At 74.6% G+C, this 20809-nt stretch carries 21 protein-coding genes and 1 tRNA gene; 5 read left to right on the top strand and 17 right to left on the bottom strand.

The window, feature by feature from the left end:
* The first annotated feature begins 151 nt into the window (after window positions 1–151).
* Both AC1UE5_RS16350 and AC1UE5_RS16345 read left to right on the top strand, forming a co-directional pair.
* Window positions 152–1153 (top strand): hypothetical protein, encoded by a 1002-nt coding sequence (locus tag AC1UE5_RS16350; RefSeq protein ID WP_482925386.1) that lies wholly within the window; start codon window positions 152–154, stop codon window positions 1151–1153.
* Window positions 1154–1214: 61 nt separating this feature from the next.
* Window positions 1215–2213, top strand: a complete 999-nt coding sequence (locus AC1UE5_RS16345) for a hypothetical protein (protein ID WP_482925384.1) — start codon at window positions 1215–1217, stop codon at window positions 2211–2213.
* Here the strand turns inward: AC1UE5_RS16345 and rnz are convergent.
* The 4 genes from rnz to AC1UE5_RS16325 all read right to left on the bottom strand — a co-directional run bounded on the left by rnz (window position 2210) and on the right by AC1UE5_RS16325 (window position 4634).
* On the bottom strand, window positions 2210–3151 hold the full coding sequence (gene rnz / locus AC1UE5_RS16340) for a ribonuclease Z (protein WP_482925382.1): 942 nt from the start codon (window positions 3149–3151) through the stop codon (window positions 2210–2212). The genes AC1UE5_RS16345 and rnz overlap by 4 nt on opposite strands.
* A gap of 31 nt (window positions 3152–3182) precedes the next feature.
* On the bottom strand, window positions 3183–4046 hold the full coding sequence (locus tag AC1UE5_RS16335; RefSeq protein ID WP_482925380.1) for a VOC family protein: 864 nt from the start codon (window positions 4044–4046) through the stop codon (window positions 3183–3185).
* Window positions 4043–4477 carry a group I intron-associated PD-(D/E)XK endonuclease gene (locus tag AC1UE5_RS16330; protein ID WP_482925378.1) on the bottom strand — a complete coding sequence of 145 codons (435 nt, stop codon included), beginning with the start codon at window positions 4475–4477 and terminating at the stop codon, window positions 4043–4045. Before AC1UE5_RS16330 ends, AC1UE5_RS16335 begins: the two co-directional genes overlap by 4 nt.
* A gap of 84 nt (window positions 4478–4561) precedes the next feature.
* Window positions 4562–4634, bottom strand: a tRNA-Arg gene (locus AC1UE5_RS16325).
* 59 nt (window positions 4635–4693) lie between these two features.
* Between AC1UE5_RS16325 and AC1UE5_RS16320 the strand changes: the two genes are divergently transcribed.
* Window positions 4694–5056, top strand: coding sequence for a hypothetical protein (locus tag AC1UE5_RS16320; protein ID WP_482925376.1), 363 nt, complete (start codon window positions 4694–4696; stop codon window positions 5054–5056).
* Window positions 5057–5100: 44 nt separating this feature from the next.
* Here AC1UE5_RS16320 and AC1UE5_RS16315 read toward each other — a convergent pair whose 3' ends face one another.
* From AC1UE5_RS16315 to AC1UE5_RS16295, 5 genes are read right to left on the bottom strand one after another with little or no spacing between them, the layout of a single operon-like run.
* Window positions 5101–5337 (bottom strand): hypothetical protein, encoded by a 237-nt coding sequence (locus AC1UE5_RS16315; RefSeq protein WP_482925374.1) that lies wholly within the window; start codon window positions 5335–5337, stop codon window positions 5101–5103.
* 47 nt (window positions 5338–5384) lie between these two features.
* A complete protein-coding gene (locus AC1UE5_RS16310; RefSeq protein WP_482925372.1) occupies window positions 5385–6704 on the bottom strand; it encodes a cytochrome P450 in 1320 nt (439 codons plus the stop codon).
* Window positions 6602–7699, bottom strand: coding sequence for a hypothetical protein (locus tag AC1UE5_RS16305; protein ID WP_482925370.1), 1098 nt, complete (start codon window positions 7697–7699; stop codon window positions 6602–6604). The genes AC1UE5_RS16310 and AC1UE5_RS16305 overlap by 103 nt, the downstream gene beginning before the upstream one ends.
* Before the next feature lie 40 nt (window positions 7700–7739).
* A complete protein-coding gene (locus tag AC1UE5_RS16300; protein ID WP_482925368.1) occupies window positions 7740–8318 on the bottom strand; it encodes a response regulator in 579 nt (192 codons plus the stop codon).
* Entirely contained in the window at window positions 8318–9400 is a 1083-nt protein-coding gene (locus AC1UE5_RS16295; RefSeq protein WP_482925366.1) for a sensor histidine kinase, read from the bottom strand. Before AC1UE5_RS16295 ends, AC1UE5_RS16300 begins: the two co-directional genes overlap by 1 nt.
* 90 nt (window positions 9401–9490) lie before the next feature.
* On the opposite strand from AC1UE5_RS16295, the gene AC1UE5_RS16290 reads away from it, so the two are divergent.
* Entirely contained in the window at window positions 9491–10357 is an 867-nt protein-coding gene (locus AC1UE5_RS16290; protein ID WP_482925364.1) for a coiled-coil domain-containing protein, read from the top strand.
* 10 nt (window positions 10358–10367) lie between these two features.
* Window positions 10368–11072 carry an HAD family hydrolase gene (locus AC1UE5_RS16285; RefSeq protein ID WP_482925362.1) on the top strand — a complete coding sequence of 235 codons (705 nt, stop codon included), beginning with the start codon at window positions 10368–10370 and terminating at the stop codon, window positions 11070–11072.
* Here the strand turns inward: AC1UE5_RS16285 and AC1UE5_RS16280 are convergent.
* The 8 genes from AC1UE5_RS16280 to AC1UE5_RS16245 all read right to left on the bottom strand — a co-directional run bounded on the left by AC1UE5_RS16280 (window position 11014) and on the right by AC1UE5_RS16245 (window position 20800).
* Window positions 11014–12711, bottom strand: coding sequence for an alkaline phosphatase PhoX (locus AC1UE5_RS16280; protein WP_482925360.1), 1698 nt, complete (start codon window positions 12709–12711; stop codon window positions 11014–11016). The genes AC1UE5_RS16285 and AC1UE5_RS16280 overlap by 59 nt on opposite strands.
* Window positions 12712–12741: 30 nt before the next feature.
* Complete coding sequence (locus AC1UE5_RS16275; RefSeq protein ID WP_482925358.1) at window positions 12742–14073, bottom strand: Ig-like domain-containing protein; 1332 nt, start codon at window positions 14071–14073, stop codon at window positions 12742–12744.
* On the bottom strand, window positions 14073–15662 hold the full coding sequence (locus AC1UE5_RS16270; RefSeq protein ID WP_482925356.1) for an alkaline phosphatase D family protein: 1590 nt from the start codon (window positions 15660–15662) through the stop codon (window positions 14073–14075). Before AC1UE5_RS16270 ends, AC1UE5_RS16275 begins: the two co-directional genes overlap by 1 nt.
* A gap of 146 nt (window positions 15663–15808) precedes the next feature.
* Complete coding sequence (locus AC1UE5_RS16265; RefSeq protein WP_482925354.1) at window positions 15809–16768, bottom strand: ring-cleaving dioxygenase; 960 nt, start codon at window positions 16766–16768, stop codon at window positions 15809–15811.
* On the bottom strand, window positions 16765–17625 hold the full coding sequence (locus AC1UE5_RS16260; RefSeq protein ID WP_482925352.1) for an LLM class flavin-dependent oxidoreductase: 861 nt from the start codon (window positions 17623–17625) through the stop codon (window positions 16765–16767). The genes AC1UE5_RS16265 and AC1UE5_RS16260 overlap by 4 nt, the downstream gene beginning before the upstream one ends.
* Entirely contained in the window at window positions 17622–18167 is a 546-nt protein-coding gene (locus AC1UE5_RS16255; RefSeq protein ID WP_482925350.1) for a nicotinamidase, read from the bottom strand. The genes AC1UE5_RS16260 and AC1UE5_RS16255 overlap by 4 nt, the downstream gene beginning before the upstream one ends.
* A gap of 23 nt (window positions 18168–18190) precedes the next feature.
* Window positions 18191–19219 carry a hypothetical protein gene (locus tag AC1UE5_RS16250; protein WP_482925348.1) on the bottom strand — a complete coding sequence of 343 codons (1029 nt, stop codon included), beginning with the start codon at window positions 19217–19219 and terminating at the stop codon, window positions 18191–18193.
* 390 nt (window positions 19220–19609) lie between these two features.
* Entirely contained in the window at window positions 19610–20800 is a 1191-nt protein-coding gene (locus AC1UE5_RS16245; protein ID WP_482925346.1) for a 1-acyl-sn-glycerol-3-phosphate acyltransferase, read from the bottom strand.
* Window positions 20801–20809 lie beyond the last annotated feature (9 nt).

Raw genomic sequence — 20809 nt, 5'->3', positions numbered from 1 at the left:
TCCTTCCTGGCCTCGCGGGACCGGGTTAAAGGTCGAAGGGTCGGTTCCGGAACCTAGCAGCGGGTCCGGCGGCGTGAGCCGCAGCAGACCACCGGAGCGCACGTCCGCGCAAAGTGCGCCACCTTTCCCAGATCGCCCGGTTAAGGGGCAGATGGCTCGTGTCCGTGCCACCCTCGCGCTGCTCGCGTTCGCCCTGCTGGTCTTCTGCTCGCCCGCGGAAGCGGTCGGTGGGGCGGACGCGAGGAGCGCGGCGGCGGGCGGGCGCGAGCCGATGCCGCAGCCCAAGCTCACGATGGTGCGCGGCGGGTCGGTGACCGTGCCCGACCCCGAGGGCGGGCGGCCGTGGACGCTGCGGGTGGCGCGGTCGGCGGGTGGGAAGGTGTGCGCGCTCGTCGCGCAGCGGCGCGCGGCCGGCCAACGCCATTGCGTCCGCCTGACCGAGCGCCGGCCGTACACCGTCAGCGGCTCGTCCACGACCGAGCACACGGCGGTCTACGGGCTGCTGCGCCCGGAGGTGCTCCGGGTCGAGCTGCTGGGCATCCACTCGCGCAAGGTCGCGGTCACGCGCCGCGGGCGTGGGTTCCTCGCCGTGCTGGCCGGGCACGTGCCCATTCAGCAGGTGCCGGTGAAGGTGACGCTGCGCGACGGGACGTCGGAGGTGGTCGACTGGGGCGCGGGCGGCCGGCTCGAGGCGCTCGACCCGGTCAGCGGCGAGCGCTGGGGGCTCACGGCGGACGGGCCCCGCTCCGCGGGGCCGCGCGCCGGGCAGACGTGCGCGCAGTTCCTCCCCACCGACGACTCCGTCACCGGCGAGCACAACCTCATCGGCGACATCGCGTGCGGCGACCTGCGGACCGCGCCGTTCGCGGTGAAGCTGCTCGACTACGCGGGGCGGATCGGGCCGCCCGGCTCGCCCGTCAGGACGCGCCGCACGGTCGTCGTCGGCGTCGCGAGCGAGCGCGTCACGTCGGTCGTGGTCGTCACGCCGACCGGCACGCAGCGGCTGGAGCTGACGACCACCGGGCGCGGGTTCCTCGCGATCTTCCCGCCCGAGCTGCCGGCGTCGGCACTGCGGGTCGTCTTCACGTTCGCGGACGGGACGACGCAGACGGTCGACCGCTCGACGCACGTGTCGACGCTGCCGCGCGGGTAAGGAAGAGGACCACATGCGGAGCAACCGCGTCACCTTTCCGGCATCGTCCAGTTCCCAGGCCATGGCTCGGTCCCACGTCCCGGTCGCGTTGCTCGCGTTCGCCCTGCTGGTCTTCTGCTCGCCCGCGGAAGCGGTCGGTGGGGCGGACGCGAGGAGCGCGGCCGGCGGCGACCGCGGCACCCCGCAGCCGCGGCTCGCCCCGCTCCGTGGCGGGTCGCTGACCGTGCGCGACCCGGAAGGCGGGCGGCCGTGGTCGATCCGGGTCGGCAAGACGTCGCGTGGGCTGGTCTGCTCGCGCATCTGGCAGCGCGGCCGGCCGGCGCCGACGGCGGTGCGGCGCTCGTGCTACGTCCCGGACGCGCGCCGGCCCGCCCCCTACGTCTCGTTCGCCAACGTCGGGGATCGCACCATCGTCCACGGGCTCGCAGGCAGGCGCGTCGCGCGCGTGGAGATCGTCGGCATCCACGCGCAGGAGCTGCGGCTGACCCGGCGGGGACGCGGGATCCTGGGCGTGCTCGCCGGGACGCTCTCCCCCGCGGAGCTGCCGGTGAAGGTGACGCTCCGCGACGGCACGGTCGAGCGGTTCGACTTCGGCGCGGCCGGCCGGCTCGAGTCCCTCGACCCGGTGAGCCAGCAGCGATGGGAGCTGACGGCCTACGGGCCGCGCGACCGCGGCCCGCTCGCCGGGAAGACGTGCGCGTACTTCTTCCCCCACGACGGCTCCTGGAGCCCACCGCTCGGCGCGACGCACGATCTCGTCTGCGGCGACCTGCGCGCCGCGCCGTTCGCAGTCAGGCTCATCGACTTCGCGGGCCAACGCAGCGTGCGCGGCGAGACCGGGATCACGCGCCGCACCGTCGTGGTCGGCGTGGCCGGTGAGCGCGTCGCGGCGGTCGACGTGCTGCTCCCTGACGGCCGGCGGCAGCGACTGGAGCTGACGACCACCGGCCGCGGGTTCCTCGCGATCTACCCGCCCGACGTGCCGGCTGCGGCGCTGAGGGTCGCGTTCACGTTCGTCGACGGGACGACGCAGACCGTCGACCGGACGACGACCCGCTAGCGCGGGACGAGCTCGCCGTCGAGGCGGTGGAGGGTCGGCTCGCCCTTCTCCGCGAACGGCAGCTCGACGACGTCGAAGTCGCGCGGGACGACCGCGCTCGGGAACACCCCGCGCGCCTCGTCCTGGATCTCGCGGCCGCCGTAGCGGGTGGAGAGGTGGGTGAGCGCGAGGAGCTTGACGTCCGCCTCGTCCGCCAGCTGGGCGGCCTGCCGGGCGGTGGAGTGGGCGGTCTCGCGGGCGCGCTCGCGCTCCTCCTCGGTGAACGTCGCCTCGTGCACGAGCAGGTCGGCGTGGTGTGCGGCGACCTGGAGCGTCTCGGTCGGGGCGGTGTCGCCGGAGAGGACGATCTTGCGGCCGGGGCGCGGCGGCCCGATGACCTCCTCGGGCGTGACGCCGTTGACCGTCTCGCCGCGCTGCAGGCGGCCGAAGTCTGGCCCGAACGGGACGCCGCGCTGCTGCGCGAGCTCCGCGTCGAAGCGGCCCGGGCGCTCGTCCTCGACCAGCGCGTAGCCGAACGCCGGGATGCGGTGGCGGACCGGGACGGCGGAGATCGTGTAGCCGTCCTTGCGGACGTCCTCCCACGGCTCCAGCTCGGTCACCGTGAGGCCGAACTTCACGCGGCCGAGGATGAACCGCAGGCCCTCGATCGCGGCCCTGATGCCCTTCGGCCCGTAGATCGTCAGCGGCCGGTCGCGGTCGCGCAGCTCGAACGACTTGATCATCCCCGGCAGGCCGAGCCAGTGATCGACGTGCAGGTGGGTGATGTAGATCTCGTCGAGCTCGGCCAGCCCGACGCTGCGGATCAGCTGCCGCTGGGTGCCCTCGCCGCAGTCGACGAGGATGCGGTCGCTGCCGCGGCGGACGAGCGTGGCGGGCAGGCCGCGGCGGGCCGTGGGGACGGAGCCGGCGGTGCCGACGAAGACGACGGAGAGATCCACGGCCTGGCGATGGTAGTTCGCGCGCCGCCCGTCACCCGACCGCGAGCGCGATCGCGTTGCCCGACGGGTCGCGCACGAGGACGGCGCCGTCGTCGCCCGGCTCGGTCGCCTGGCCGGTCTGCTCCTCCACCCTGCGTGCGGCCGCGTCGCGGTCCTGCGCGGTGGGCAGGCGGAGCGTGGCCTGGAGCAGGCGGGCCGTGCCGGGCGGGGCGGCGGGCGCGCCGGCGCTCTCCCACGTGTTGGCGCCGACGTGGTGGTGGTAGCCGCCGGCGGAGAGGAACGTGGCGCTGCCGGCCAGCTCGGCGGTGACGTCGAACCCAAGCGCATCGCGGTAGAAGGCGGTGGTGCGCGGGATGTCCGCGACGCGCAGGTGGACGTGGCCGATGGTGGTGCCGCGTGCGAGCCCGTCGAAGTCCGCGTGCAGCGGGTCCTCGCCGAGCGAGAGCAGGAGGTCGTCGGTGTCGAGCGGCTCCGTGGTCATCGTCTCGGCGACGCGCCCCTCCCACTCCGCCCGCGGCCGGTCGGCGTAGACCTCGATGCCGTGGTGGTCGGGGTCGCGCAGGTAGAGCGCCTCGGAGACCGCGTGGTCCGACGCGCCGGTGAGCGGCACCCGCTCGCGCGCGACGTGCGCGAGCCACCGCGCGAGGTCGTCGCGGGTCGGCACGAGCAGCGCGAAGTGGAACAGCCCGCTGTACCCGTCCGCCGGCTGCGCACCGGGCTCCTCGGTGAGCACGAGCAGGTCCTCCCCACCGGCCCCCATCCGCACGACCCCGCCCTCCCGCGCGTGCACGCTGAGCCCCAGCGCCCGCTCGTAGTACGGCACCGACACCGCGCAGTTCGCGACGGACAAGTGCACCGCGCCGGGGCGGGTGGTCGGGGGGATCGACGCGCTCATGCCGCGATTGTCCCCGAGTCGCCGCGGGCGCGCGCAAGCCACCGCGCCGCGGTGTGGTCGGCCGCCAGCCGCACCCCGGCCTGCTGGTTGTTGCGGCAGGGCTCGAGCCGCAGCCGCGTCGCGCGCGTCGCCGCCTGCTCGACCGGGACGACGAAGACGCGATCGATCGGCGGGCAGTACACCGCCAGCACGTCCGCCCGACCGCGGTAGTCGAGATGTCCGCGGCCGTGATCGGTGCTCGCGCTGTTGAAGATCACGCACCCCTCCTTCAGCCGCCCGGACTTGCACTGCACGCGGACGAACCGTCCGTCCCGCAGGTCGACGAGGAGGTCGTACGGCGCGTCGCCCGCGAACGGCACCGACACGAGCAGCCCGAGCGCCGTCAAGTCCTTCAGCACCGCGGCCTCGGTCACCTCTCCACGTGTGGGCACGCAGGCGACCCTACGCATCCCCGCGGACAGAACACGTGTTCGCCCGAACGAGCGAGGCCCCGCCGGAGCGGGGCCTCGATGTGACGCGCGAGGAGGGATTCGAACCCCCGACTTCCGCCTCCGGAGGGCGGCGCTCTATCCACTGAGCTACTCGCGCGAGCCGGAACAGCTTAGCGGTGCCGCGCGCGGGCGCCAGGCGACGGTACCGTTGGCGGCATGGCCGTTGCGCAGACCTGTCCTGAATGCGGGACGCGCGTGAGCGCGTACGCCGCGGGGTGTGCGGTGTGCGGGGCCGATCTGGAGGCGTACGCGCGGCAACGGCGGTTGGCCGCGGAGGCAGCGCCGGCGCGGCGGGGGCCGCGGCTCGCGGTGCCGCGCATCGACGTCGGGCTGAGCGCGATCGACGCGATCCTGCTCGCCGTCACGGTGTTCTTCGTGCTGTTCGTCCCCGCGCTCGGGATCCTGTGCGCCGTGCTCGGCGTGATGCACGGGTTCTATGAGGGGCGGCGCGGGCTGCTCGCGACGTACGCGGTGCTCGGGGTCGTCGCGCTGGCGCTCGAGCTGAGCGCGCTCGGGTAGCTGCCGGGCCCCGCGGTGCGCGAGGCCCGGATCCGCGGCGTCGGTCAGCTGCGCGTGAAGCGCTTGCGCAGCAGGTCCTTGCCCTGCTCGGCGCCCTTCTTGCTCTCGCCCTGCGCGCGGCGGAAGAACTCGGCGAGCTCCTTGTCGCCGTCGCGGTCGGCGTCCTGCGCGTACTGCTCCATGCGCAGGGTGTTGCTGAGGCACTGCTCCGTGAACCAGAGCAGGTTGTAGTCCTTGTCCTTCGTCCCGGTGACCTGTCCGGTCTCGGTCGAGGTGGCCATCTGCTCCTCCCTCTGGTCGGGGTTCGGTACGTGACTGCCGTACCCGATCAGCGCGGGGAAGCCACCACCGGTGTCGAGCGGTGCGGAACGAGGACGGTTCCGCGGATCACCGGGCGCTCGGCGCGCGGCCACAGCGGGCGCAGGCGCAGCGTGCGCAGGACGGTCGGGAGCACGACGTCCATCTCCAGGTGCGCGAGGTGCTCGCCCAGGCAGCGGCGCTCGCCACCGCCGAACGGGAACAGCTGCGCCCGCTCGGGCCGGCCCGGGCGGAACTCCGCCGCGTCGTCGCCCCACACGCGCGGGTCGCGGTGGTGGAACGCGATCGGGAGCATCGTCATCGTCCCGCCCGGCAGGTCGACGCCCGCCACGCGCGTCGGCGCCATCACGCGCCGCATGATCGCCGCGACCGCGGGCGTGAGCCGCAGCGCCTCGCGGCGGATCGCGTCCGCCTCCTCCCCCGTCGGGTCGTCGGCGACCACGGCGGCCGCGTCGGGCGTACGCGCCAGCCGGTCCAGCACCCACGTGAGGCCGGCGGCCGGCGGCTCCTGCCCGGCCATGAGCAGCGGGAGGAGCTCGTCGAGCGCCTCGTCGTCGCCCAGGCCCGACGCCGCGAAGATCCCGAGCAGATCGGGCGGGCCCGGCAGGTCGATCCGGCGGCGGCGGCGCAGCTCCTCTCCCAGCAGCTCCCGTACCGGCGCGGCGCGCCGCGCGAACACGGCCTTGCCCGCCGCGCCGAGGAGCCCGTCGTCCGGCCCCGGCGGCGAGAGCGGCGGGTTGCCCGGCGTCCACAGCATCCGCTGCACCAGCGCCCCCAGCTCCCGCGCCCGCTCGGCGTCGCGGACGCCCACGACGCACCGCGCGAAGACCTCGTCGACCAGCGCCCGCACCGCGGGCAGCAGCCGGAACGGCCGCCCGCGCGGCCACGCGGCGACGTGCTGCGCCGCGATCGCGGACACCTCGTCCACGCGCGCGTAGATCGACTCCCGGGTGAACACCGACGCCACCCGTCCGCGCGCCTCGCGGTGCATCTCCTCGTCCGACCCGAGCACCGATCGCTTGGCCACCATCCCGAGCAGCCGCTGGCGCCCCTCCCCCGCGTGCGCGGCCGCACCGCCCGCCTCGAGCAGCTGCGTGACGGCCTCCGGCGCGCACACCGCGACGACCACGCCCTCGACCGGCAGCCGCAGCGTGAAGACGTCGCCGTACCGGGCCTGAAGGCGCTCCACCATCCCGCCGGGATCGCGGTGGAGCCAGGTGCCCTGCGTCAGCGCGCCGAGCGCGGGGCCCGCAGGAAGGTCCGGGTCGAGACCAGCTCGATGGCCGGAGGGAGCGCGCGACGGGCGCGCGGCGGTGACGAGAGGCGCCATCCGCTGGCGCTACCCGTGGCGGCGGGCTGGGTCACCCGCGTGCAGTCCAGGCGGAACCGGTCGCCAGGCGCGCGCCACCACTCGCCCAGCGAGCCGTACTCGTTGAGCGGCGACGACGTGCAGCCGCCGACGTGCCCGGTGTTCCCAGCGAAGTGGCCGAGCTCGTGGAGCACGACCGACTCGAGGTCCGCCTCGTCGAACCACGGGTAGTCCGGGCCGTCCTCCCACTTGAGGCGGTCGTTGAGGATGACGTCGGCCTCGACGATCGCGCCCGTGTCGGTGCGGATCCGCGCGCGCGTCAGCCCCATCACGCTCATCGGCAGCCGTCCGAAGCCCATCACCGAGTACCCGTCGCCGGTCACCGTCCGGCGCGTCGTCCAGCCCTCGGCGCGCAGGCCCCACCGGCGCGCGCTCACCGCGGCGACCGACCAGAACCGCGACTTCGAGACCTCCGACGGCTTGCCGCGCGTGGTCAGCGCGAACCCGCCGCGGCCTTGCTTGCCGTACTTCGCCGGGATCCTGCCCTTCACGAGGCCGGCGGCCGGGAGCGTCACGCGGTACGGCCGCAGCGGGCCGGGCTTGCGCGTGCCGTCCGCGCCGACCGCGACCGCCTGCCACCAGTAGACGCCGGGGCGGATCGCGGGGAGCGCGTCGGCCGCGAGCCGCCAGCCGAACGCCCCGTCGGCCTCCGCCGCGAGCACCTCATCCCCGGCGATCGGCGCGCGGAGCAGGCCGTCCTCGTCCGCCTCGCCCTCCACGCCGATGAGGAACCGCACCGAGACGGCGCCGGGCGCGGTGACCGCGAACCACGGCAGCCCGCCGCGCTTGACGGCGACGTTCGCGGCCGGCTCGGCGTACGTGAGGTCGCCGAGCGCGGGCACGGGCGCGGGTGCGGGCACCGGGGGCGGTGTGGGCACCGGGGTCTGCGCCGCGGCGGGCGCGGCGGCGCAGCTGAGCACGGCGAGGGCGAGGACGGGAGCGAGACGGCGGCGCATCACCAGCCAGAGATCGGCACGAGCGCGCCCCGGCTTGATGTCAGACCGCGCGCGGGACCGGGACCTCGACCTTCAGGCGCGAGATCATCCGCTCCAGCCGGTGCGTCATCTCGTCCGCCGGCACGCCCAGCGTCCGCGCGATCTCCCCCTCCGGCGTCCCGTCGAGCGCCATGCCGAGCACCGGCAGGTCCTCGGGATCGAGGCGCCCGTTCGCGTCCTCCAGCAGCTCGCGCGTGACCGGCGGCCGCACCTGCTCCCCGCGCGCGACGGTGCGGATGGCGTCGTACAGCTCCCCCGCCGGCGCGCTCTTGTTCACCACACCGTCGGCGCCCGCGAGGATGCTCGGGATCACGAGCTTGGCGTCCGCGTACGCGCTGTAGAGCAGCACCTTCGGCGCCGGGATCGTGCGCTTGATGCGGCGGCACAGCTGCAGCCCGTCGGCCGGCGGCACGTGGTAGTCGAGCACCACCACATCGGGCTTGGTCCGGTGCAGCGCGGGCCACAGCTCCTCCTCCGAGGAGGCGGCGCCCAGCGGCACGAGGCCCGGCTCGGCGCGGAGCACCGCGGTGAGGCCGGCGCGCAGCGCGGGGTGGTCGTCGACGAGCAGGATGCGGATCATCAGGCAGCCTCGCTGGTGGGGGTCAGGGGAAGGTCGAGGGTGACCACCGTGCCGCGCCCCTCCGGGCCGGGCTGGAGGTCGAGCGTCGCGCCGATCGTCGCCGCGCGGTTGTGCATGGAGGTCATCCCGTGCGAGCCGGGGCGCTGCACCGCCGGCAGCCCGCTGCCGTCGTCGCGGATGACGATCGAGGCCAGCTCGCGGTCGGCGTGCAGGTCGACGTCGATGTGCTCCGCGCCCGCGTGGCGGACCGCGTTGGTGAGCGCCTCGGCAGCGATCCGGTAGGCGTGGTTGGCGACGAGCGGCGGCAGGTCGGGCAGGCCGCCGCGCACGACGATCTCGGCCGGCGAGGCGACGTTGAGCTCCCGCGCGCGCTCGCGCAGCAGCAGGTCGACCGGCCGCCCGTCGAGCGGCGCGCGCAGCTCGGCGACGCTCGTGTCCATGTCGGCGGTCGCGGCGCGCAGCTCCTTGAGCGCGTGCTCGACGATCTCGCCGCCGCGGCCGTCCAGCGCGCTGAGCACGAGGTGCGCTGCGTGGACGCGCTGCTTGGCGGAGTCGTGCAGCTCCCACGCGATGCGCTGGCGCTCGGCCTGCACCGCCATCTGCTCCGCGCGCCGTCGCTCCTCGCGCAGCTGGCGCAGCAGCTCGGCCGCGTAGGCCAGCGAGATCGCGACGATGATCGGGATGAGCAGGTGCGTCGCGGCGACCTCGAGCCGGGTCGCGCGGTCGAACGGGTTGCCGAACCGCTGCGTGGCGATCGCGACCGCCAGGTACGCGACGACGAAGCCGATCGACCACCCGACCGCCTGACGGAAGCGCAGCCCGGTCGCGGGCATGATCACCGCGGTGACGGCGTAGATGTAGAACGGGCTGCGCCAGTCGGTCGAGAGGTAGACGAGGAGCAGCACGACCGCGCTGTCGACCGCCCACGCGATGGGCGACATCTGCCACCGCTCGGCGGCGTAGGCGGTGAGCGAGATCGTCGTCCACGCGACGGTGGCGACGACGAGCCAGCCGTCGTACGCCGACACCTCGTGCGCCGTGAGCAGGAGCACCGCGACGACCGCCCCGAGCATCCGGGTCATCGCGAGGAGATCGAGCCACCTGCTCCGCCTGACCATCACGCCCAGTGTGGCGTACGCGCGACACGCGGTTGCGCGATGCTGTTGCGGACGATGCCCGAGGACCTCGACGTGCTGGTGGACGAGCTGTACGCGCTCCCCCTGGAGCGCTTCGTCGCCGAGCGTGATCTGCTCGCCAAGCAGCTGCGCGCCGACAAGCGGCGCGAGGACGCCACGCGCGTCGCCGCGCTGGCCAAGCCGTCGATCGTGGCGTGGGCGGTCAACCAGGTCGTGCGCTCGCGGGCCGACGAGGCGGCGGCGCTGTGGGCCGCCGGCGACGCGGTGCTCGAGGCCCAGCACCAGGTCGTCGCGGGCGAGGGCTCGGGCGCGGTGCTGCGCGAGGCGGTGGCGGCCGAGCGGCGCGCGCTGTCCCCGCTGGCCGAGGCGGCGCGCGGGCTCGTGACCGGCTCGGGCAAGTTCCTCGGCGAGCAGAACGTGCAGGTGCTGGTCGAGACGCTGCACGCGGCGGCGGTCGACCCGTCGGTGCGCGCGGACGTCGCGGCCGGGCGGCTGGCGCGGCCGCTGGCGCTGACCGGGCTGGGCGCGGCGGTGAGCGAGCGGCCGCAGGCGGAGGCGGCGGCGCAGCGCGAGCGCGAGCGGCTCGTCGAGCGCGACCGCGCCGACAGCGAGGACGAGGTCGAGCGACGGCGCACGGCGCGCGAGCAGCGGGCGCGCAAGCAGGCGGCGCAGCAGGCGCTGGTGCGGGCCGAGCGGGCGCGCGACGCGGCGCGCGGGCGGATCGCGACCGCGGTGGCGGCGCGGGACGAGGCGCGCGCGACGGTCGAGCGGGCGCGGGCGGAGCTCGAGGACGCCGAGGCCGAGCTGGCGAGCGCCGAGGAGACGCTGTCCGGCGCTCATGCTGAGCTGGAGCGGGCCGAGGAGGCGCTCGACGCCGCGCTCGGCGAGGTCAAGGGCACGTGAGGTGGCTGACGTGGGCGTGAGGTCCGACGGGGACTCCCCCGCCGCGGTGGTCTTCGACCTGGACGGCGTGCTGCTCGACTCCGAGCAGGCGTGGGACGACGCGCGTCAGGGGCTGGTCGCCGAGCACGGCCTGCCGTGGCTGCCGGAGGCGACGCGCGCGATGATGGGCATGTCCTCGCGCGAGTGGCCGGTCTACGTGCGCGACGCGCTGCGCGTCCCGCTCACCGCCGAGCAGATCAACGAGGACGTCGTCGCGCGGGTGCTCGCGCGCTACCGCGACGACCTCCCGCTCCTCCCCGGTGCGGCCGCGGCCGTCGCCCGCATCGCCGACGTGTGGCCGATCGCGCTCGCCTCCTCCTCCAACCGCATCGTCATCGACGAGGTGCTGGCGGCGATGGGCGTCGCCGAGCGGTTCGCGGTCACGGTCTCGTCCGAGGAGGTCGCGCGCGGCAAGCCCGCGCCCGACGTCTACCTGGAGGCGGCGCGCCAGCTCGGCGTGGACCCGGCGGCGTGCGTGGCGGTCGAGGACTCCGAGAACGGCGTGAAGGCCGCGGTGGCGGCGGGGATGCGGACGATCGCCTACCCGAACCCGCACTTCCCGCCCGCCGACGACGCGCTCGCGTTGGCCGCGGCGGTCGTCGGCGGGCTGGAGGAGCTCACCCCCGGCGCCGTGCGGCAGGCCGCCGCTTCGCCGCCGCCTGCGCCTTCGGCCTGAGGCTGACGTCGCGTGCGACCGTGCGCTCGGGCGCGCCGGGCGTGGCGATCGTGATCGCCAGCTGCGCCGCGAGCGGCTGGCGGCGGGCACGCAGGAGCTTGGCCAGCGACGCCAGCGCCTTGACACGCAGCGTCGAGTGGCCGCGCGGGACCTCACGCGTCGCCGTCGCCAGCGTCACCGTCCGGCGCGGCTTGCCGGGCAGCTTGAACCGCGCGGTGAGCTTCACCCGGACGGTCGCGGGCTCGTCGAGCGTGAGGCCGACGGCCATGCCCTTGCGCGTCAGGGCGTCGAGCGAGATGCGGCGCGCGACCTCGACGCCGATCGGGACGCCGGGCGCCCCGGCGCGGGCGCTGGCCAGGCCCGACACCGCCGCGGACGGTGCCGCCGGGGCGGCCGCGCCGGGCACGCCGCCGCCGGGCAGCGCGCCGGCGGGACGCTCCTGCCGGAACGGGCCTCGCACCTCGTAGACGATGCCGCTGCCGTTGTAGCGCTGGGAGCCGAGGTACATCCGGGTGCCGGACGGGTCGAACGTGATGCCGACCGTCTCGGACGCCAGCTCGCCCGGCAGGAAGTGCCCGTCGCCGGTGAGCTTGAGGAAGCGCGAGACGACGCGGTCGGGCGTGATGAGGCAGATGTCCATCGCGTCCGGGTCGTTGTCGTACGAGTCCTCGGCGACGAACAGGTCGCCGCTGCGGCTGACGTGGACGTTGTCGACGCCGCGCAGCGGCGTGTCGGTTCCCGCGTCGTCGGCCTTGTAGAGGATCCCAATCGTCGCGCTGCGCGTGTCGTAGGCGTGGATCGTCTCGTCGCTCGTGGTGGCGAGGTAGACGATCCCCGCGTCGTACCAGATGCCCTCGCCGCGCCCGAACCTCAGGCTGTCCGGCACCTGCTCGCGCGTCGGCGTCGAACCGGTGAGCTCGGGATCCGGGACCGGCTTCCACACGACGCTCCCGCCCCCGCCGTCGCAGGCGATCTCCAGTACGCCACTCGACAGATCCGGGTAGTCGTCGGGCACGTACCGGTAGAGCCCGCCGCCCCCGATGTCCTCGGACAGGTAGACGTGCTGGCCGATCGGGTCCACGCAGGCGGCCTCGTGCTTGAAGATCCCCATCGCCGGGTGCTTGACGGCGTCGCGCTCCCCGGTCGGGTCGCACTCGAAGACCGCGCCCTTGTCGACCTCCTCGCACGACAGCCACGTGCCCCACGGGGTCGGGCCGCCGGCGCAGTTGACGTTCGTCCCGCCGAGGATGCGGTACGCGTCGACGATCTCGCCGGCCCGGTCGAACCGGATCGCCGAGACACCACCCACGAGCGGCAGCTCGGAGTTCGTCACGAGAATCCACCCGCCGTCGGGCGTCGGGTAGGTCGCCTGACCGTCGGGGAACGCGGGGAACAGGTAGCCGGTGCCGTCCACGAACGAGCCCGCCCGCGCGATGACGCGCGAGGTGAACCCCTCGGGCAGCATGATCCCGTTCTTGTCGGCGGGGAGCAGCGGGCCGTACGGGCCGGGGCCCGGCGTGGCGGTCGTCGTGGCGGCGAGCGCCTTGCGCCAGAAGGCCGGGCCGAACGAGACGGCCGTGGCCGCGGCGAGGCCGGTCTGCAGGAGGCGGCGGCGGGTCAGCGAGATGTGCGTGTCCATCGTCCTTGATCGCTCCAACGTCATCGCGGTCTAGCTCTTGCGCGCGACCCGGAAGGTCGTGCGGGTGGTCGTCGAGGTGTTGCCGGCGGCGTCGCGCGCGCGGACGCGCAGGACATAGCGGCCAGGCGTCAACGCCCGCTTCGTGGTGAGGCTCCAGCGCGTGGTGCCGCTCGCGCGGAGCCACGTCAGGCGCGCGCACGAGCGGCGTTTGGCGGGCCTGCCGCTGCTGCCGACAGGCTGGCACTTGGTGCCGCTGCGGCGCTGGAGCGCGACCTCCACGCGGCGGACCGTGCCGCCGCAGCCGCGGTCGGCCGCGGTGCCGCGGAGCGTGCGGCCCTTCGCGCGCGTCGCGCCCCGCAGGCCGGCGGTGCCGCCGACGACGCGGAGGGTCGGGCGCGTCCGGTCGGCGCAGGCGCTGCTCGCCCCGCCCCCACTCCCGCCGGCGCCGCCCGGGTTCGCGTCCGCGGGCACACGCTCGACGCGCACGCGTGCCGGGGCCGCGTCGGCGGCGTCCGCGCCGACGCGCAGCCACACCGGGTCGCCGGCGCGGACGGTCCCCCGCACCGCGGCGCGCCCGCCGCGACCGCGGTTGGCGCAGTCGATCGCGTCGCCGCCGGCGAAGAGCGTGAGCGTGCCGACGCCCGGCCCCTCGGCGACCGCCCGCACGGGGCCGCCGCCCGGCACGTCGACACGCCGCCACACCGTCCCGGCCGCCGGGCACGCCGGCTGGGCGGGATCCTCGGCGGTGAGCGTCGCGCCCGCCAGCTCCACCTCCGCGGTGTCGCCCAGCGCCACGGCCGGCGCGCGGTCGCGGACGTCGCCCGCAGGCGCCTCACGCGCGGCGAGCGCCACCGTCTCGAGGTCGAGGAGCACGGCATCCGGCGCCTGCGCCGCGCTGCGGCCGGCCTGGATCAGCACCTGGTGGCCGGCCGGGACGTGGAGCTCGACGACCGACGAGCCGTCGATCGCCAGCGCGCCCGGCCCGTCGCACGCCTGCGGCTCGGCGGTCGCGGGCGCGGTGTCGGTCGCGCCCGGCGGCTGGACGAACGCCGCGAGGTCCGGCGCCGCGGTCGTCTGCCCGCTCGCCTCGACCTTGATGCGGCGCGGCGTCGCGCCGGACTCGACGCGGAACCACACGGTCCGCTCGAAGCTCCCGCCGCCGAGGCATCGCGGCACGCCGGCGTCGGGCGTCGCGTCTGCCACGAGGGCGGTCGCCTCCCGCTCGCCCGGCGTGCCGTTCTCCGCCGTCACCGCCTGGAACGCGAGCGCGCCCTGCGGCGTGTCGTTGGGCGGCGCGGCCTGCGCCGCGGGCGCCGCCGCCAGCAGCGTCAGCGCCGCCACCGTCACGCGGATGCCGCGCATCACCGCGCCCTCCGATCGAGGTCGCGCAACGACACCTTCCGGTACGCCGCCCTCCGCGCCGCCAGCTTCGAGCCGGGCGCGGCGGCGATGCGGTGGCCGACCGGCGTGTCGTCCGGCTCCTCCCCGGTCACGCGCTCGACGGTGTTCGCCCCCGCCTGCTGGCAGAACCTCGCGATCGTCGTGCACGCATCGCCCTGCTTGGCGATGTCCGACGCGCGGTACTCGACGCGCATCTCCTCGCTCGTCAGCCGCGCGCGCGACCAGCCGTGCTGGTGCCCGTTGAAGTACTTCATGTGCAGGTTGTTGGCGATGATCACCGGCCCGGCGAGCGGCGCCAGCGCCTCCGGCACGCCGGTCGAGGTCACGGAGCCGCCGACGTACTCGGTGGCGATCGAGCTCAGCGCGCCCAGCGGCCGGCGGTCGGCGGCGATGAACAGGTGGATGTCGCCGGTGAGGAACGCGACGTTCTGGATGCCCGCCGTGCGGATGAGGTCGTCGACCTCCGTGCGCTCGGCCGGGTAGCCGTCCCACTGGTCGGTGTTGAGCGGGATGAGCTCGCCCGCGTTGAGGATCGACAGCGGCGTGTACATCGCCTGGTTGCCGACGAGCTTCCACTGCGCGTCGGTCTGCGCCAGCGACCGCTTGAACCACTCCATCTGCGCCCGGCCGAGGATCGACCGCGGCTGCCCGTCGCCGTCGCCGGTGCGGTACTGGCGCTGGTCGAGCAGGAACAGCTCGGCGGTCCTCCCCAGCCGGATCGGCTTGTAGATGCGGAACCGCTCCTGCGGCATCGCCATCCGCGGCAGCCACTCGAACGACGCGCGGTAGCCGGCGCTGCGCTGCAGCTGCGACGGGCGCGGGTCGTTGTCGGAGTAGTTGTCGGCGACCTCGTGGTCGTCCCAGATGTGGACGACCGGGTGGAGGCGGTGCAGCTCGCGCAGGTCCGGATCCTGCCGGTAGAAGCGCAGCTTGCTGCGGTACGTGCGCAGGTCGACCGACGCGACGTCGCCGCGGCCCGGGATGTCGGCGTCCTGCGAGGAGTCGTACTCGTACGTGTAGTCGCCGAGGAACGCGTAGAGGTCGAGGTCGCTGCGCGCGGCGTCGGCGTGCGCGTTGAAGAACCCGACCGGGAAGTTCTGGCAGCTGCTGAAGCCGACGTTGACCGGGTCGCCCGACGTCGGGTGCGGCGCGGTCTTCGTGCGGCCGACCGGCGACGTGTCGTCGGCGCTCTGCCACACGTACCAGTAGTGGCGGCCGGGCTGGAGGCCGTCGATCCGCGTCTTGAGCGTGCCATCGACGCTGCGGCTCGTCGGGACGACCGCGGTGGCGACGGTGCGCGTCAGGCCCTCGTCCTCCGCGACGACGAGCGTGGCGCCGCTGACCGGCCGGTCGGTGGAGAGCCGCGACCAGAAGGTCACGGCGTCGTGCGACGGCTCGCCGGAGGCGACCCCGTCGAGGAAGCGCCCGGGGCCCTCCTCGCCCCGGGGCTCGATGATGCGCGCGAAGGCGGGCGGCACGAGAGCGTGCGCGCCGGCGATCGTGGCGGCGAGCGCGAGCTCGCGGCGGGTGAGTCGAACGGTGCGTGCCATGGTCGGGCGCTGGGGTCCCTCCCACGGACAGGCGCCGGCCGAACCTGCCTTCACAGGATCGAAACCAAACGGCTGTCCGAGAACCCCGGCTCCCGCGGATGGTCCCGCGTCCCGCGCGCCGCCGCGCCGGTAGCTTCACACCGGGTTCACGCCGTGCGGCCGACACCCTCCAGCGGCGTCAGCGCCTCCTCGATCCGCGCGCGCAGCGGCTCGAGGAACGGCGGGAGCGCGACCGTCTCCCCGAGATGCTCGGGATCCTCGTCGACCGCGAAGCCCGGGCCCATCGTGGCGAGCTCGAACAGCACGCCGGACGGCTCGTGGAAGTAGACGCTGCGGAAGTAGAACCGGTCGACGACGCCGCTCGTCTGCGCGCCGGCGCCGCGCACCCGCTCGTTCCACTCGCCCTCGTCGCCGAGCGGGATCGCCCACGCGACGTGGTGGACGGTGCCCGCGCCGGGCTGCGCCTCGACGCCGGCGGGCGGCGGCTCGTACGCGATCCACCCGCCGCGCTGGTCGCCGCGCGACTCCAGCGCGGCCGCGCTCGCGCCACCGGCGCCGTCGCTGCGCTCGCCGAAGCCGAGCACGCGCTGGAGCAGCGCGGCGCTGGCCTCGGGCCGCGACGCGTACGCGCGGACGCCGGCGAAACCCTGGAGCGCGACGTCAGCCGGGATGTCGGGCGCGGCCGGCACGAGCGGGAGGTCAGGGACGTCCTCGGCGCGCAGCTCCAGCCCGAGGCCCTCCGGGTCGGTGAAGGTGAGCGTGGGGACGTCGCCGGCGTCGGTCGCGCGGGTCGTCGTCACGCCCTCGCCGCGCAGCCGCTCCTCCCAGAAGTCGAGCGCCTGCGGCGAGGCGACGCGGAACGCGACGGTGTGGACCATCCCGTCGCCCGCCTGCCCGGGCGCGGCGCCGGGGTACTCGAAGAACGTGAGGTCGTGGCCGGGCGCGCCGACGTCGTCGCCGTAGAAGAGGTGGTAGACGCTCGGGTCGTCCTGGTTGACCGTCTTCTTCACGAGCCGCTGGCCCATGACCCGCGTGTAGAAGTCGACGTTGCGGCGCGCGTCGCCGGTGATGCAGGTGACGTGGTGAAGGCCTTCGAGCTTGGTCACGGGGTCGTTCCCTTCTGCAGTGTCTCGCGGACGGCGGCGAGGCGCTCGACCTGCGCCTCCACGTCCTCCCCACTCGGCCAGACGACGAACGTGTCCGGTCCGTGCTCCGACGCCCAGGTGGCGAACGTGTCGGCGAGCTGCGCCTCCTCGCCCGGCCCGACGCCGCGCATGACGTTCCAGATGCGCCGCACCGCTTCCGGCTCCCTCCCCGCGGCCGCCGCCGCCTCGCTCACCCGCTTGTCGAGCTCGCCCAGGTCGTGCGGGGAGAGGCCTTCGCGCAACGACGGGACCCAGCCGTCGGCCTTCGCGCCGGTCAGGCCGAGCATGCGCGGCTTGTAGGCGCCGAGCCAGATGCCGATCGGGTGGGGCGGCACCGAGCCGGACTGGAAGCCGTCGAGCTGGTAGTGCTCGCCGGCGTAGCGGATCGAGCGCTCCCCGGACCAGACGTGCCGGAGGACGTCGATCGCCTCCGTGAGCGCGTCGACGCCCTCGCGCGGGGTGCGGCGCGGGCCGCCCATCGCGTGGACGGCGTCGGGGAAGCCGCCGGCGCCGAGCCCCAGCTCGAAGCGCCCGCCGCTGAGCAGGTCGAGCGTCGCGGCGTGCTTGCCGAGGACCGCGGGCGGGCGGAGCGGGAGGTTCGCGACGTCGGGGAACGCGACGATGCGCGTCGTCGTCGCGAGGATGTGGCCGAGGAGCGCGAACGTGTCGACGAACCGCCGCTGGTACGGGTGGTCCTGGATGCCGATCACGTCCAGGCCGAGCGCGTCGGCGCGCTGGGCGAGGGCGACGGTCTGGTGCAGGTCGGCCGCCGTCGGCACCAGCGAGAGCCCGACACGCAGCGGCCGCGGGGCGGTCATCCGGCGGTCACCGTGCCGCCGTGCTCCTCGATCTCCGCCAGCGCCCGCTCGACGTCGCCGGGCTGCGCGTCGATGCCGCGCACGCCGGCGCGGTCGACCTCGACGGCGAACCCGCGCTCGAGCGCGTGCAGCGCGGTCGCGCGCACGCAGTAGTCGGTGGCGAGCCCGACGATCGTCACGCCGGTGATGCCCTTCGCCTTGAGCGTCTCCTCCAGCGTCGTCCCGTCGAACCCGCTGTACCCCTCGGTCGTTGGGTCCTGCCCCTTGTCGACCACCACGTCGACCCGCGCGCGGTCGAGCCCCTCATGCAGCTCGGCGCCCGGCGTGCCCGCGACGCAGTGCGGCGGCCACGGTCCACCGTGCTCGGCGAAGGACCCGTGGTCGACCGGATGCCAGTCGCGGGTCGCCACGACGAGATCGAACCGGCCGGAGTCGAGCAGCTCGCCGATCCGGCCGGCGATCTCGTCCCCGTGCGGCACGGCCAGCGCGCCGCCCGGGGTGAAGTCGTTCTGGAAGTCGACGATGACGAGAGCGTCGGGCATGCACCCGACGCTACTCCGCCGCGCTAGCGGCCCTTCGACTTCTTCGGCGCCTTGGTCTTCTTCGACGTCGTCGAGAGCTTCTCGATGCCGCCGCCGGTGCGGCTGCCCTTCATCCAGTTCGCGAACACGGTGTACGCCGGGCGGGCCTTGCCGTCGGCGCCGATCAGGCCGGAGTCCCACGTCGTCGCGCCCGGGGCCGCGTTCCAGTGGTAGAGGTAGATCCGCGAGATGCGGCCGCTGATGCGCGCGAGGTCGTCGAGGATGTAGCGCGTCACCTGGGCGGCGTGCTTGGTGCCCGCGGCGAACTGCGCCTGGGCCTTCGGGCGCTTGACGGCGCCGCCGACCTCCGTCAGCCACACCTCGCCCGTCGTGACCTGCAGCAGCTGCACGGTGCGCGTCTGGTCGAAGCGGTTCGCGCTGATGTAGTTGTGCAGCGCCCAGTACTTGGGCTGCTCCTTGGCGTGCTTGAGGAACTCGGTCGTCCACTTGACCAGGTTCGGGTAGTCGAGCAGCGTCGCGCCCGCGATCTTGCACTGCGTCGGGCAGACCTGGCGCATCGCCTTGTACCACTGCGCCGCGAGGCGGGGCGAGCGGCCGGTCGGCTCGCCGTAGTGGTTGGACTCGTTCGACGCTACGTACTGCGTGACCCACGGCCACTTGGTGCGGAACGCCTTGAACTCACGCTTGATCTGCGCCGCCGTCGGCTTCATGTGCCGGCGCGACTCGATGCGCGAGCGCGCGAAGGTGAGGACCGGCGTGACGCCAGCGGCGCGGGCGGCCTGGAGCCACTGGTCGACGTCCTCGACCTGCCAGTCGTAGTGCATCGTGTCCCACGCCACCGAGCGCCGCGCGTACTTGAGCTGCAGCTTGGTGAAGCGCGCGTCGGTGAACATGTCCGGCTTCTGGTCCGCGATGCCGATCTTCGCCTGCAGGGCGCCGGCGACGGGCTTGAGCGGCTTGAGCTTCGGCTTCTTCTTCGCGGCGGCGGCGGGTGCAGCGGCGACCGCGAGGGCGAGGAGCGCCAGGACGATGAGGCGGGGGAACGAGCGCATGGTCTAGGTGATCGGCCGATCCTCGCCTACGGTTGAGCGCAGATGCAACGCACCGTTCGTGTCAACTCACGCGCGTATCTGCCGCAGATCTGCGGAGAGATCGTGCTCGCTCTCCTCGGTCTGCTGGCCGCGCTGGCTGCCGGCGTGGCGGTCGGCTGGTTGGTCTTCCTGGTGATGGGGTGGTTGGCGGCGGGCGCCATGGTACGGGCCTCCCGGAAACACCCCGTGCTCTCGATCGGCCCCGACGGCCTCGTCGAGCACCGCCGCGACGTGTCGGTCCGGTGGGACGAGATCGCCTCGCTCCGCACGGTCGACCGCCGCCGTCCGCTCGGGACGACCCCGCTGCTCGAGCTCGTCCCAAAGACCGCGTTCGATCAGCCGCGCGGCGCGCTACTGCGGGCGGTCCTGCGTGGGGACGTCGCCGTCGTCGACGCCCGTGACGACCGCCGTCTCATGATCGACCTCGAGCACCTCAGCGCGACTCCCGAGGAGATCATGGCCGCCATCCGGGAGGCGCGCGGCGTTCCCGCGGGAACGCCCCCGGTCGCTGCCACCTGAGCCGCCGAGCTGCGCGTCGACCCAGTCGTCGACGCGCTGCCACTGCTCGTACAGCCAGCGCGTCCGCTCCTCGTCGCCCTGCGGGATCTCCGCACGCGGGACGCGCCAGAGCCTGAGGCGGATCGTCTCCCCCACCAGGCCACCGGCCCAGATGTGCTTGACGGATGTGAAGCCGTCGAAGCCGGTGTGGGCGCAGAAGACGACGTCGCAGTCGGTGGCGTCGAGCAGCGCGAGCGGCCCGCCGAGCCGCGGCGGGAGCAGGTGCACGAGGCGCTGCGCGAGCGGCGCGAGGTGCGGCTGGCGCTCGGCGATGACCTCCTGCGCGCGGGCGGCCTTCTTCGGCGTGTGGCGCGTGCCCTCGGGATAGACGGCGATGCCCTCGTCCGGCTGCAGGTCGAGCGCGAGCTTGCGCACCGCCTCGAGCTCCTTCGCGGTGTCGCCGCTGCCGCGGTTCGCGAAGACGGTGGGGACCCAGCGCCCGCCGACGTCGATCGTCGGCAGCACCTCCAGCTCCCGCTTGATGACGAACCGGAACCCGAGGTCGTGCGGCCTGCCGAGCAGCGCGTCGGGGAGCGCGTTGTCGATGATCGACGCGTGCCGCATGAAGACGAGCACCGGCCCGGGCGCGACCTCGTCGAGGCCCTGGATGTCGTACTTCAGGTCGAAGATCCGGTTCACGCCCGCGAGGTGCCCGCCGGTCCACCGCTGACGGAGGTGGTACACGCGCCGCCGGCGGGTGCGCGTGTCGCGGCCCAGCGACGCGGCGTTGATCAACGCCAGCGTCGCGATCCCGCGCAGCTCCCCGAGCAGGAACCACCACCCCATCAGCACGAGCCGCACCCCCATCGCGTGCCGCTTGCGCGTGAAGAGCTTGAGCGCCACGTCGACGCACGCCGCCGCGACGACCAGCACCGGCAGGAGCAGGGTGACCGCGACGAACGCGACCACCTCGATCGCGACGCCCTTCAGGCGCCGCCGCCACCGGTCCGCGCGGGATCCGGGGTCGGGGAGGAGTGGACCCATGTGCGCGGC

It is taken from the genome of Parviterribacter multiflagellatus (assembly GCF_056863265.1).
The sequence above is the reverse complement of the archived record's forward strand: the minus strand, read 5'-3'. Positions and strand labels throughout refer to the sequence as shown.